Here is a 12,202-nt window from a genome sequence, read left to right on the forward strand (position 1 = left end):
CAAGGCGCAGGCGCTGCTGAAGTAAGCGGCCGGGCGCAAGCCGATAAAAAAGCCGGTCATTATGACCGGCTTTTTTTATGGGCGGAAACCGCGATTACGACGCGGTCTTGATGCTTTCGGCGCTGCGCAACCGGTCGTAAGCCGCCGCCAGCAACAGCACCAGCAGCGTAGGCTGCAGCCAGACCAGACCCTGTTCGGCCAGCGGCAGCTTATCGAACCAGACGGGCAGCAGGCTGCTGAAGCTGGAGGCTTTCAGGCCGTCGGCGAGGCCAAACACCAGGCTGGTAGCGATCACCGGCGCGAAGACGCGCTTGGCGCTGCGCCAGCGGTTCTGGCTGAAGCTGAGCAATACCAGCGCGATGCAGGGCGGGTAGATCGCCGTCAGCACCGGCAGCGAGACGCGGATCAGATTGGCCAGCCCCATGTTGGAAACCAGCATGGCGAAGAGGGCGAGGATAACCACCAGCGTGCGGTAAGAGAGCGGCAGGTAGCGGGAGAAGAAGTCCGCGCAGGCACAGGTCATGCCGACCGCCGTCACCAGGCAAGCGATGAACATCAGCACCGCCATAAAGACGCTGCCCAGATCGCCGAAGGTGTGCTGCACATAGGCGTGCAGGATTGCCGCGCCATCCTGAGCATCGTTCCCGACCAGGCTGCCGCTGCCGGCGCCGAGCTTGAACATGCAGATATAGACCAGCGTCAGGCCGACGCCGGCGATCAGGCTGGCCCACAGGGTGTAGCGCAGCAGCAGGCCGCTGTCGCTGACGCCGCGCGAGCGGGCGGCGGTGACGATAATCGAGCCGAACATCAACGCCGACAGCGTGTCCATGGTTTGATAACCCTGAACGAAGCCGGTGGAAAACGCCGCGGCCTGATAGCTGCCGACGGCGGAGACCGGCGCACCGGCGGGCCAGACCAGGGCGGCGATGCCGAGCGCGGCCAGCGCCAGAATTTTCAGCGGCGCCAGAATATGGCCGACGTTGTCGAGCAAGCGGCCGGGATACAGCGACACGACCATCGCCAGGGTAAAGAACAGCAGGCTGTAGATGAACTGCGGCAGGGCGCCGTCGCCGGTGAAGGGCGCGATGCCGAGGGCGAAAGAAACATTGGCGGTTCGCGGGGTGGCGAACAGCGGGCCCAGCGCCAGATAGCAGACGGTCGCCAACAGCAGGCCGGCTGTGCGGCCGATGGGGCCAGTCAGCAGGCTGATGCTGCCGCCGACGCGCGCCAGCGCGATCACGGCAATCACCGGCAGGGCGACGGCGGTCACCATAAAACCGAGGGCGGCCGGCCACAGATGCTCACCGGACTGCAGCCCCACTAGCGGGGGGAAAATGATGTTGCCGGCGCCGACAAACAGGGCGAAGGTCATAAAGCCCAGGGCGATAATGTCTTTCGGGGATAAACTCTTGGTCATAACGGTATGGCACTGCCTGTATTCATGAAATAAACGGCCTGGCTGCGGAATGAAGCACTGCAGGAGGAGGCGCGTGGGGCAGCGTAAGCCCGCAAAAATTTTCGTCCGGCAGGATATAATAATTCGGCGACAAAAACCTGATTAATCCCGCGCTGTTTACCCCGGCGTGAACCGGCCGCACAGAGGGATCCTGGCGGCCGGCCCGGCAGCGCGTTAGCTCGCGCGCGCCACCATGTCTATCGACAGCGGGATTTCGATATGCGGTTTAAAAGAGTCATACGCGAAGGAGACGTGGCCGTCTTCGACCGGTTTACGGGTGAAAAAGATCAGCATATCACGGGTCGAATGCCGGCGTTTGTCCTGCGCTTCCACCGGTGAGAGGCTGTGTTTGCGCTCATGGTCGACAATCAGCAGGGTATCGAGGAAATGCCGATGCTGTATTTCGCCCAAAATCCATTCCGGCCGGGCGCGATCGAATTTGATCCCGCTGGTTTCGCGCATATCGTGAATAAAGGTCTTGGCGCTGTCGTCGGTCATGTTGTCGCAGCCGAGGAAGGTCGTCATGGTGTGGTCGACGCCGTCGCTGTGTACGCCTTCCAGCGCCGGTTCGCCCAACATCTGCGGCGTGGTGACGGTGCGCAGGTTGAACACCGTGCAGACGAATTTGTTGATCTCCTGATTAAGCCGGGGGCGCGGCGTCACGCTCACGCCATCGATCACGTAGGCTTTGAATTTCATCAGTGCCTGAAATGCCGTATTCAACTGCAGATCGTCGTTGATGCCGCGGAAATGGCGCACCTTTCCCGAATCGTAGCGGATGAAGTCTTCCTCGACCGAGAGCACGAAAGGCTGGAACTCCAGCCGCTCAATCTGGGCGCGATCGAAGTCGAAGCAGAAGCGGCCGTTTCTGGACTTGCGGAAAGGCAGTGTGGGATCGTCCGCCAGATTGGCGCTGACCTGCTGCAGCCTGGCGAAATCTTCCGGCCGCGCGCCCAGCGCCAGCAGGATCGCTTGCATGGTGGCGCCGGGGATAAAGGCTGAACGGTGTTCCTGGTACGCCTTCTTAACTTCATCAAGCAGGGATAACTGTCGCATTTCTCGGTGGCCTCACGAATGATGTGGCGATTATAAAATCTTGCTGCCGATCTCCACGTCGACATCGGGTTTCAGCAAGACAGTGCCTTGATCCCGGGTGACCGCGGCAAGTACCAGCACTTCAGATTTAAATCCGGCAACCCGCCTGGCGGGGAAATTAACGACGGAGATGACTTTTTTTCCAAGCAGATCATCTTCCTGATAGTTTTCGCATAATTGCGCCGAGCTGTTTTTAATGCCAATTTCTTCGCCGAAATCAATGCGCAGCTTATAGGCGGGTTTTAATGCCTTGTCGTTATATTCCACGGAAATAATTTCGCCAATACGCATATCCAGTTTCATAAAATCAGTGATTTCGGCCATGAGTCAGTCCAGTTAATTAAGTGGCTTCAGGAAGGCTAGCAAAGGGGAATTATTCCGACAATGCCGCCAGGAGGGGAATAGTTATACCGGATGTAGCAATTAATTTACATTATCGTAACGTGGTGGGATTAATTATAAGCTTGGTGAATTATATAAGATTGAAACTTCATTATTTCCCGCAATTATGTTCACCACGCCTGCTTGGTGCCAGCGTCGATACTGTTAAGCCCGTGTTAAATTGGTTAGTATGCTCTGCATTAATTCATCAACGGCATTTTTTAGGTAGTGATATGGAAATAACCCAGCGCGAAAAACGCGATCGGCGAAAGGCATTTATTGCGCCGTTTTTCCTGATATTAATTTGGGCGACCGGTTTTATTGCCGCGCGGGCGGTGGCGGATCATGCCGATCCCAACCTTTTCCTGACCTTTCGCTTTTTGATCGCCGCGGCAGTATTCGCTCTGCTGGCGCTGCATTGCGCCTGGCCCAAGGGGCGACAGTTCGTAATGCACCTGCTGACCGGCATGTTGATGAACGGTGTTTACCTTGCCGCAAGCTGGTGGGCGGTGGCGAACGGCCTGGCAGCCGGAGTGATGTCGCTGATCGGCGGATTGCAGCCGCTGTTTACCGCGCTGATTTTCGCGCTGGTGCTGCGTAAGCCGATCGGGTTACGTTCCTGGGCCGGGCTGGCGGTCGGTTTTATCGGCGTTGCGCTGGTGCTCTCCCCGCGGCTGACCGGCATCGACGTCGGCAATATGGCGCTGCTGCCGATCCTGATGGGGTTTGGCAGCATCGTTGCGCTGACGATAGGCATCATGGTGCAGAAGTCTTCGCTGGCAGCGGCCGATCTGCGGGCGGCAGGCGCCATTCAGCACCTCGGCGCGGCGATCGTGACCGGCGTACTGGTGGCCGTAATGGGCTCAGGCGCCTGGGACAATTCGCCAACGCTGTGGTTCTCGCTGCTGTGGTCGGCCGGCGTGTTGTCGCTGGGCGGCACCGCGCTGTTCATTTGGATGGTGCGCCACGGCGATTTGACTCGCATTACCGCGCTGATGCTGCTGGTGCCGCCGGCGGCGGCGCTGCAGGCTTACGCGCTGTTTGGTGAGGCGTTGTCGCTGGTGCAGCTGGCGGGATTTGTTCTGACGCTGCTGGGGGTTGCCATCGTACAGCGAATTCGCCTGCTGCGGCGCTCTCACCTGGCCGAATAGTCTGCGATAGGAAGTGCTGTAAAGCCCGCGCTGCCGGGCTTTTTATTGGCTGAAAAACGTCCAACCTCACAAAACCGAAAGATAACAAGCAACGCCGTTGCCTCGTCATAAATATTAACTGTATGTTAATTTTTGGTTTATTAAATGTGATCAGGGGATGGATGATGATGAAAAAAATCAGCGCGACCGTAGCTGCTATCACCTTACTGGGCTCCGTTTCCGCCTATGCGGCCTTCCCGGCGGGCTACCCCGCCGACTATCAGAAACTGGTCGACGGCGCGAAGAAAGAAGGCAAGGTGGTGATTTATTCAACCACCGACACCAAGGCGGCGGCGCCGCTGATCCAGGGGTTCGAGGCGTTGTATCCGGGCATCAAGGTCGAATACAACGACATGAACAGCACCGAACTGTATAACCGCTTTATCAGCGAGCAGGCGGCCGGCGGCACCAGCGGCGACCTGGTGTGGAGTTCGTCGATGGACACCATTTTGAAACTGGCGGGCGATTACGCGCAGGAGTATGCCTCTCCGGAGCGGGCTCAGCTGCCAAAATGGGCGGTATGGCAAGATAAAGTGTATGGCACCACCTATGAGCCGGTGGTGTTTATCTATAACAAACGGCTGATCCCGCAGGGCGATGTGCCGGATTCACACGCGGCGCTGGCTAAACTGATCGCCGGCCAGACGGACAAATTCAAGAAGAAAGTCACCACCTACGACATCGAAAAATCCGGCGTCGGCTTCATGCTGTCGGTGCAGGACTTCAAGGCCGATCCTAACTACTTCAAAACGCTGGCCGACGTGGCCAAGGGCGGGCTGGCGGTGCAATCTTCCACCGGCACCATGATGGAGCGCGTCTCCTCCGGTGAAAACCTGATCGGCTTCAATATCCTCGGTTCATACGCCGAGGCCCGCGCCAAGAGCGATCCGTCGCTCGGCATCGTCTATCCGAAAGACTATACCCTGGTGCTGTCGCGCGTGAGCTTCATCAGCAAAGAGGCCGGCAACCCTAATGCCGCCAAGCTGTGGTTCGACTACGTGCTGTCGGAGAAAGGGCAAAATATTCTCGCCAATCAGGCGGATATCCCCTCGATCCGCAACGACATCGAAGGCAAGAACGACATCGATGGCATGACCAAGCTGTTGGGTAACGCGCTCAAGCCGATCCCGGTCGATGACAGCCTGCTGGAATATCTGCAGCCGGCCAAACGTCTCGACTACATCAAACAATGGCGCGCCGCCGCGGCGAAATAACAGGGACTGCATTCGGACGCGCGCCTGCCGCACGGGCGCGCGCCCTTTGGTCGTCGTTTACAACCATAGGGAGCATTTATGCAAGCATGGCGCAGAAAGTGGCAGAGCCTGCCACGCGGCCTGGTGGTGTTGATAACCGCGCTGGTTATCTATGTCCCCCTGTCGTTTATCATCATTCAAAGCTTCCTCTCGGCACCGTTTTTCTCTCCCTCCAAGGTCTTCAGCCTGGAGGCCTTCGAGTTCATCTTTACCGATCCGGATTTCTACAAGGCGCTGAAAAGCGGCTTTATTCTGGCATTCGGCCTGGTAATTATCGCCATCCCGCTCGGCGGCATTTTGGCCTTTCTGATGGTGCGCACCGATCTGCCGGGGCGGCGGATCATCGAACCGCTGATTCTGGTACCGATTTTCGTGTCGCCGATGGTGCTGGGTTTCGGTTACGTGGTGGCGGCGGGGCCGGTCGGCTTCTTCTCGCTGTGGGCGGAAGCGTTGCTGGGTTTCGTGCCGTGGAACATCTATTCGATGGCCAGCATCGTGGTGATAGCCGGATTGACGCACGTGCCCCACGCGTATCTGTACATCTCCTCGGCGCTGCGCAGCGTGGGCTCCGACGTTGAAGAAGCGGCGCGCACCGCCGGCGCTACGCCGCTGCAGGTGATGACCGCCGTCAGCCTGCCGATGGTGCGGCCGTCTATCTTGTACGCCGGGGTGCTGCTGTTCTTCCTCGGGCTGGAGGTGTTCGGCCTGATGCTGGTGCTGGGCGATCCGGAAGGCAACCTGGTGCTGGCGACCTACCTGTATCAGTTGACCAACAAGCTGGGCACGCCGTCTTACCACCTGATGGCGGCGGTAGCGGTGGTGCTGATCTGCATCACCATTCCATTGGTGATGCTGCAGCGCAGGCTGATGCGTACCGCCAACCGTTTCGTCACCGTCAAGGGCAAAGCCTCGCAGGCGCGCGCGCTGCCGCTGGGCAAATGGCGCTGGGTGGCCGGCGCGGTGGTGATGTTCTGGCTGACCGTGACCATCGGCGTGCCGCTGATCGGCGTAGTGCTGCGCGCCTTTATCTCCAACTGGGGCGTGGGCGTGTCTGTCTGGGACGAACTGTCGATCAACACCTTCCGCACCATCTGGGCGCAACCCAACCTGCTGCGCGCCATCGTCAACTCGATGGCGATCGGGGTGATCGGCGGGGCGCTGGCGGTGGCGTGCTATCTGTTTATCGGCATCGCCATGCACCGCAAGCCGGATGGCGCCACGCGCTTCCTCGACTACAGCGTGCTGGTGCCGCGCGCGGTGCCGGGGCTGTTGGCCGGCCTGGCGTTCCTGTGGGTGTTTCTGTTCCTGCCGATGTGGCTGGACAAATCGCTTAAGGAAGGCTGGCTGTCAGTGCTGCCGATGGCCGAGTGGCTGCGCGAGAACGTGATCGTCTGGCTGCGTTCGCTGCGCAGCACCATCTTCAGCGTCTGGCTGGCGTACACCGTGGTGTGGATGGCTTACGGCCTGCGGCTGATCTCTTCTACGCTGCTGCAGGTGGGACCGGAGCTGGAGGAGGCGGCGCGCAGCGCCGGCGCCAGCCGCGGTCAGATCACCCGCCACGTCACCATTCCGCTGTCGCGCTACGGCCTGATCGGCTCCTGGTTGCTGATGTTCCTGATCTTTGAACGCGAATATTCCACCGGGGTGTATCTGCTGTCTCCGGGCACGGAAACCATCGGCTCGATGCTGGTTTCCCTGTGGGCCGCGGGCGCTATCGATATCGTCGCCGCGCTGTCGTTCATCAATATCCTGCTGGTGGTGCTGGGGCTGGGGATCGCCTTGCGCTTTGGAGTGAAATTACATGATTGAACTTTCGGTAGAGAATCTGCATTTGACCTATGGCGACAACCCGGTGTTGAAAGGGGTGTCGATGGATCTGAAACGGGGCGAAGTGGTCTCGCTGCTGGGCCCGTCGGGCAGCGGCAAAACCACGCTGCTGCGGGCGGTAGCCGGGCTGGAGAAACCGAGCCAGGGGCGGATCGTCATCGGCAACAGCGCGGTGTACAACGGCAGCGCACGCAGTGAAATTCCCGCCGAAGAGCGCAATCTGGGGCTGGTGTTTCAGTCCTACGCCCTGTGGCCGCATAAAACGGTGTTTGAGAACGTCGCTTACCCGCTGAAACTGCGTAAGACTGCCTCGGCGGAAATCGCCCAGCGGGTGCAGGCGGTGCTGGATCAGCTCGGGCTGGGGCATTTGGCCAAACGCCATCCGCACCAACTCTCCGGCGGCCAACAGCAGCGCGTGGCGATCGGGCGCGCGCTGGTCTACAACCCGCCGGTGATCCTGCTGGATGAGCCGCTGTCCAACCTTGACGCCAAGCTGCGCGAAGAGGCGCGAGTATTCCTGCGCGAGTTGATCATCAAGCTGGGTCTGTCGGCGCTGATGGTGACCCACGATCAGAACGAGGCGATGGCCATTTCCGATCGCATCCTGCTGCTCAATAACGGCAAAATCGAACAGCAGGGCACGCCGCAGGAGATGTACGGTTCGCCCACCACGCTGTTCACCGCCGAGTTCATGGGCAGCAACAACCGGTTGCCGGGCAAGGTCGTCGCGCTGGAAGGCGATCGGGCGCGCATCGAAGGTAAGGATTGGGCGCTGTGGGGCAAAGCGGGCGAAGGCGTGCAGGTCGGGCAGGAGGGCACGGCGGTGATCCGCGTCGAGCGCGTGCGGTTGGGCGAAGATCCGCAGGGCAACCAGCTTGAGCTGCCGTTGCTGACCAGCATGTATCTCGGCGATCGCTGGGAATACCTGTTCCGCACCGTGGCCGAAGATTTCGTGGTGCGTGCCTATGGCCACGAGGCGCGCGATCAAACGCTGTGCCGGCTCTCCCTGCCGGCCGAGCATTTGTGGATATTCCCGAAAGCTTAACCAGGACGCCCGCCGATGCGGGCGTTCCGTTTACAGAGTTAAACCGCTAGCAGCGATCTTTACTGGGCGGTGTACGTTTCCCGGCTGGCAACGTCGGCGAAAGTGCGGGTGACGGTCGAATTTTTGCGCGACTATTTTCGTGAGCACTACGGCGAAACGGGGCCGGCGAGCGAAAATTCGTCGCGGTCTTGAGGCCAAAAATGTGCGCCAGATCATCTTATGCTCGTAAAACTCCCCTCCGTTACCTGAGGAACTGTCGCACCTGTTCCTTTTGCCAAAACTTTGGTTTATGCTCAGCTGAAGCGTTTCAGTTGAAGCACTCTTCAACAGAAATGCCGATGTGACGGCGGTGAAAAACCGCTGAAGCGCGGGAATAATGCAAACTCGGCGATTCACAGCGGGCGGTACGATCCACTACTCTATGCGGGTTAGTGAGACAACCAGTCAGCGCCGGGCGGCGCCGGTGAGTCACCCGGCGTGGACGGCCCTTTTTCAGGAGCAGCATGACCATCCGCATAGCGATAAACGGCTTTGGCCGCATCGGCCGCAGCGTATTGCGCGCACTGTACGAATCGGGACGACGGGCGGAAATCTCCGTGGTGGCGATCAACGAGCTGGCGAACGCCGAAGGCATGGCCCATCTGCTGAAGTACGATTCCAGCCACGGCCGCTTTGCGTGGGATGTGCGGCAAGAGTGCGACACGCTGAGCGTCGGAGACGACGCGATTCGCCTGTTGCATCAGCCGGCGGTGGAGCAGTTGCCCTGGGGCGATCTGGGCGTCGACGTGGTGCTGGACTGCAGCGGCGTGTACGGCAGCCGGGCGGATGGCGAAGCCCATCTGGCGGCAGGGGCGAAGAAAGTGCTGTTCGCCCATCCGGGCGGCAACGATCTGGACGCCACCATCGTGTTTGGCGTCAACCATCAGACGCTGCTGGCGGAACACCGCATCGTGTCCAACGCCTCGTGCACCACCAACTGCATTATTCCGGTGATCAAGCTGCTGGACGACGCCTACAGCATCGAGTCCGGCACCGTGACCACCATTCACTCGGCGATGAACGATCAGCCGGTGATCGACGCGTATCACGCGGATTTGCGGCGCACCCGCGCGGCGAGCCAGTCGATCATTCCGGTCGATACCAAGCTGGCCGCGGGCATCACCCGCATCTTCCCGCAGTTTTGCGATCGCTTCGAGGCTATCTCGGTGCGCGTGCCGACCATCAACGTGACGGCTATCGATCTTAGCGTCAGCGTGAGCGCCGCGGTGAAGGTGGCGGAGGTCAACCAGCTGTTGCAAAAGGCCGCACGGGAATCATTTCGTGGTATAGTTGACTACACGGAATTACCATTGGTCTCGATCGATTTTAACCATGACCCGCACAGCGCTATCGTCGACGGTACGCAGACCCGGGTCAGCGGGCAGCACCTGATAAAGACCTTGGTCTGGTGCGACAATGAATGGGGCTTTGCCAATCGGATGTTGGATACAACACGGGCAATGGCCGCCAGCGGTTTCTAGTACGGCGGCGCCGGCGTGATGGGCGCGCTGCTCAGGCAATTTTATAGAGATTCAATAAAGAGGGTTCACCATGTCTGTAATTAAGATGACCGATCTGGATCTGGCGGGTAAACGCGTACTGATCCGCTCCGATCTGAACGTGCCGGTAAAAGACGGTAAAGTGACTTCCGACGCGCGTATCCGCGCTTCCCTGCCGACTATCGAAGCTGCGCTGAAGCAAGGCGCCCGCGTGATGGTAACCTCCCACCTGGGTCGTCCTACCGAAGGCGAGTACAACGAAGAATTCTCCCTGCTGCCTGTGGTCAACTACCTGAAAGATCATCTGAAATCCCCAGTGCGTCTGGCGAAGGATTATCTGGATGGCGTCGACGTCGCCGAAGGCGAACTGGTGGTGCTGGAAAACGTTCGCTTCAACAAGGGCGAGAAGAAAGACGACGAAACCCTGTCCAAGAAATACGCGGCGCTGTGCGACGTGTACGTGATGGACGCGTTCGGCACCGCGCACCGCGCGCAGGCTTCCACCCACGGCGTGGGCAAGTTCGCGCCTGTCGCCTGTGCCGGCCCGCTGCTGTCCGCCGAGCTGGAAGCGCTGGGCAAGGCCCTGGGCAACCCGGCCCGTCCGATGGTCGCCATCGTGGGCGGCTCTAAAGTCTCCACCAAACTGACCGTGCTGGATTCCCTGTCCAAAATCGCCGATCAGCTGATCGTCGGCGGCGGCATCGCCAACACCTTCGTGGCGGCGCAGGGCAACAACGTGGGCCAGTCCCTGTACGAACCGGATCTGATCCCGAACGCGCAGAAACTGCTGGAAACCTGCGACATCCCGGTTCCGACCGACGTGCGCGTGGCGACCGAGTTCTCTGAAACCGCGACCGCGACCGTGAAGCAGGCCAACGAGATCCAGGACAACGAGCAAATTCTGGATATGGGCGACGTCTCTGCCGAGCGTCTGGCCGTTATCCTGAAGAACGCCAAGACCATTCTGTGGAATGGCCCGGTTGGCGTATTCGAGTTCCCTAACTTCCGTAAGGGCACCGAAATTGTCGCCCGCGCGATCGCCGATAGCGACGCTTTCTCTATCGCTGGCGGCGGCGACACTCTGGCAGCCATCGATCTGTTCGGTATCGCTGACAAAATTTCCTACATCTCCACCGGCGGTGGCGCATTCCTGGAATTCGTTGAAGGGAAACCGCTGCCTGCAGTCGTGATGCTGGAAGAGCGCGCTAAGCAGTAATTCAGACAACGGGAGGCGAAAGCCGCCCGTTTGTTTTATACCGCGCGGCTCACGCTGCGCGGCGTGAAAACATCGATTTACATCCATCTACGGCCGACGAAACAGGACAAAGTAACATGTCTAAAATTTTTGATTTCGTAAAACCGGGTGTCATCACGGGTGATGACGTTCAGAAAGTCTTCGCAGTTGCTAAAGAGAACAACTTTGCGCTGCCAGCGGTAAACTGCGTGGGTACCGACTCCATCAACGCAGTGCTGGAAGCCGCGGCTAAAGTGCGCGCGCCGGTTATCGTTCAGTTCTCCAACGGCGGCGCCGCGTTCATCGCCGGCAAAGGCGTGAAGACCGATGTGCCTCAGGGTGCAGCGATTCTGGGCGCTATCTCTGGCGCACACCACGTTCACCAGATGGCTGAACACTACGGCGTGCCGGTGATCCTGCACACCGACCACTGCGCGAAGAAACTGCTGCCATGGCTGGACGGCCTGCTGGACGCCGGCGAGAAGCACTTCGCTGCTACCGGCAAACCGCTGTTCTCTTCCCACATGATCGATCTGTCTGAAGAATCTCTGGAAGAAAACATCGAGATCTGCAGCGCCTACCTGAAGCGCATGGCCAAAATCGGCATGACGTTGGAAATCGAACTGGGCTGCACCGGCGGTGAAGAAGATGGCGTGGACAACAGCCATATGGACGCTTCCGCACTGTACACCCAGCCGGAAGACGTGGCTTACGCGTACGAAAAACTGAACGCCATCAGCCCGCGCTTCACCATCGCAGCCTCCTTCGGTAACGTGCACGGCGTGTACAAGCCAGGCAACGTTAAGCTGACTCCGACCATCCTGCGTGATTCTCAGGACTACGTGTCCAAGAAATTCAACCTGCCGCACAACAGCCTGAACTTCGTGTTCCACGGCGGTTCCGGTTCTACCGACGCAGAGATCAAAGAGTCTGTGGGTTACGGCGTGATCAAAATGAACATCGACACCGACACCCAATGGGCGACCTGGGATGGCATCCTGCAGTACTACAAAGCGAACGAAGCTTACCTGCAGGGCCAGCTGGGCAACCCGAAAGGCGCCGATCAGCCGAACAAGAAATACTACGATCCACGCGTATGGCTGCGCGCAGCGCAGACCAGCATGGTGACGCGTCTGGAGCAGGCCTTCAAAGATCTGAACGCGGTAGACGTTCTGTAATCTTC

At 59.4% G+C, this 12,202-nt stretch carries 10 protein-coding genes and 1 pseudogene; 8 read left to right on the forward strand and 3 right to left on the reverse strand.

Annotated features, from left to right (window positions below):
* Positions 1–94 precede the first annotated feature (94 nt).
* The 3 genes from brnQ to N6G83_RS33310 all read right to left on the reverse strand — a co-directional run bounded on the left by brnQ (position 95) and on the right by N6G83_RS33310 (position 2,875).
* Positions 95–1,417: a branched-chain amino acid transport system II carrier protein gene (brnQ, locus tag N6G83_RS33300; RefSeq protein WP_025304192.1), complete on the reverse strand. Its 1,323-nt coding sequence runs from the start codon at positions 1,415–1,417 to the stop codon at positions 95–97.
* A 213-nt stretch (positions 1,418–1,630) separates the two neighbouring features.
* The gene (locus N6G83_RS33305) at positions 1,631–2,512 is read right to left on the reverse strand and encodes a 2OG-Fe dioxygenase family protein (RefSeq protein ID WP_025304191.1); all 882 of its coding nucleotides are present in this window, start codon (positions 2,510–2,512) and stop codon (positions 1,631–1,633) included.
* 30 nt (positions 2,513–2,542) lie between these two features.
* Complete coding sequence (locus tag N6G83_RS33310) at positions 2,543–2,875, reverse strand: tRNA-binding protein (protein WP_025304190.1); 333 nt, start codon at positions 2,873–2,875, stop codon at positions 2,543–2,545.
* 290 nt (positions 2,876–3,165) lie between these two features.
* On the opposite strand from N6G83_RS33310, the gene N6G83_RS33315 reads away from it, so the two are divergent.
* The 8 genes and pseudogenes from N6G83_RS33315 to fbaA all read left to right on the forward strand — a co-directional run bounded on the left by N6G83_RS33315 (position 3,166) and on the right by fbaA (position 12,197).
* Positions 3,166–4,083, forward strand: a complete 918-nt coding sequence (locus tag N6G83_RS33315; RefSeq protein ID WP_260516146.1) for a DMT family transporter — start codon at positions 3,166–3,168, stop codon at positions 4,081–4,083.
* 164 nt (positions 4,084–4,247) lie between these two features.
* Entirely contained in the window at positions 4,248–5,336 is a 1,089-nt protein-coding gene (locus tag N6G83_RS33320) for an ABC transporter substrate-binding protein (RefSeq protein WP_043142713.1), read from the forward strand.
* Positions 5,337–5,414: 78 nt separating this feature from the next.
* Complete coding sequence (locus N6G83_RS33325; RefSeq protein ID WP_025304187.1) at positions 5,415–7,184, forward strand: ABC transporter permease; 1,770 nt, start codon at positions 5,415–5,417, stop codon at positions 7,182–7,184.
* Positions 7,177–8,247 carry an ABC transporter ATP-binding protein gene (locus N6G83_RS33330; protein ID WP_043142690.1) on the forward strand — a complete coding sequence of 357 codons (1,071 nt, stop codon included), beginning with the start codon at positions 7,177–7,179 and terminating at the stop codon, positions 8,245–8,247. Before N6G83_RS33325 ends, N6G83_RS33330 begins: the two co-directional genes overlap by 8 nt.
* A 63-nt stretch (positions 8,248–8,310) precedes the next feature.
* Positions 8,311–8,439: pseudogene (locus N6G83_RS33335) on the forward strand (LysR family transcriptional regulator); the annotation flags it as partial.
* A gap of 311 nt (positions 8,440–8,750) precedes the next feature.
* Positions 8,751–9,767 carry an erythrose-4-phosphate dehydrogenase gene (gene epd, locus N6G83_RS33340; protein ID WP_060448409.1) on the forward strand — a complete coding sequence of 339 codons (1,017 nt, stop codon included), beginning with the start codon at positions 8,751–8,753 and terminating at the stop codon, positions 9,765–9,767.
* A gap of 70 nt (positions 9,768–9,837) precedes the next feature.
* The gene (pgk, locus tag N6G83_RS33345) at positions 9,838–11,001 is read left to right on the forward strand and encodes a phosphoglycerate kinase (RefSeq protein ID WP_025160206.1); all 1,164 of its coding nucleotides are present in this window, start codon (positions 9,838–9,840) and stop codon (positions 10,999–11,001) included.
* Between the two features lie 116 nt (positions 11,002–11,117).
* Complete coding sequence (gene fbaA / locus N6G83_RS33350) at positions 11,118–12,197, forward strand: class II fructose-bisphosphate aldolase (RefSeq protein ID WP_025304179.1); 1,080 nt, start codon at positions 11,118–11,120, stop codon at positions 12,195–12,197.
* Positions 12,198–12,202: the final 5 nt, after the last annotated feature.

This window comes from Serratia sp. PL7, assembly GCF_945957435.1.

What these genes read in the sequence shown, in the direction of transcription:
- brnQ (WP_025304192.1), bottom strand. Translation starts at nt 1,417, where the DNA reads ATGACCAAGAGTTTATCCCCGAAAGACATTATCGCCCTGGGCTTTATG.
- N6G83_RS33305 (WP_025304191.1), bottom strand. Translation starts at nt 2,512, where the DNA reads ATGCGACAGTTATCCCTGCTTGATGAAGTTAAGAAGGCGTACCAGGAA.
- N6G83_RS33310 (WP_025304190.1), bottom strand. Translation starts at nt 2,875, where the DNA reads ATGGCCGAAATCACTGATTTTATGAAACTGGATATGCGTATTGGCGAA.
- N6G83_RS33315 (WP_260516146.1), top strand. Translation starts at nt 3,166, where the DNA reads ATGGAAATAACCCAGCGCGAAAAACGCGATCGGCGAAAGGCATTTATT.
- N6G83_RS33320 (WP_043142713.1), top strand. Translation starts at nt 4,248, where the DNA reads ATGATGAAAAAAATCAGCGCGACCGTAGCTGCTATCACCTTACTGGGC.
- N6G83_RS33325 (WP_025304187.1), top strand. Translation starts at nt 5,415, where the DNA reads ATGCAAGCATGGCGCAGAAAGTGGCAGAGCCTGCCACGCGGCCTGGTG.
- N6G83_RS33330 (WP_043142690.1), top strand. Translation starts at nt 7,177, where the DNA reads ATGATTGAACTTTCGGTAGAGAATCTGCATTTGACCTATGGCGACAAC.
- epd (WP_060448409.1), top strand. Translation starts at nt 8,751, where the DNA reads ATGACCATCCGCATAGCGATAAACGGCTTTGGCCGCATCGGCCGCAGC.
- pgk (WP_025160206.1), top strand. Translation starts at nt 9,838, where the DNA reads ATGTCTGTAATTAAGATGACCGATCTGGATCTGGCGGGTAAACGCGTA.
- fbaA (WP_025304179.1), top strand. Translation starts at nt 11,118, where the DNA reads ATGTCTAAAATTTTTGATTTCGTAAAACCGGGTGTCATCACGGGTGAT.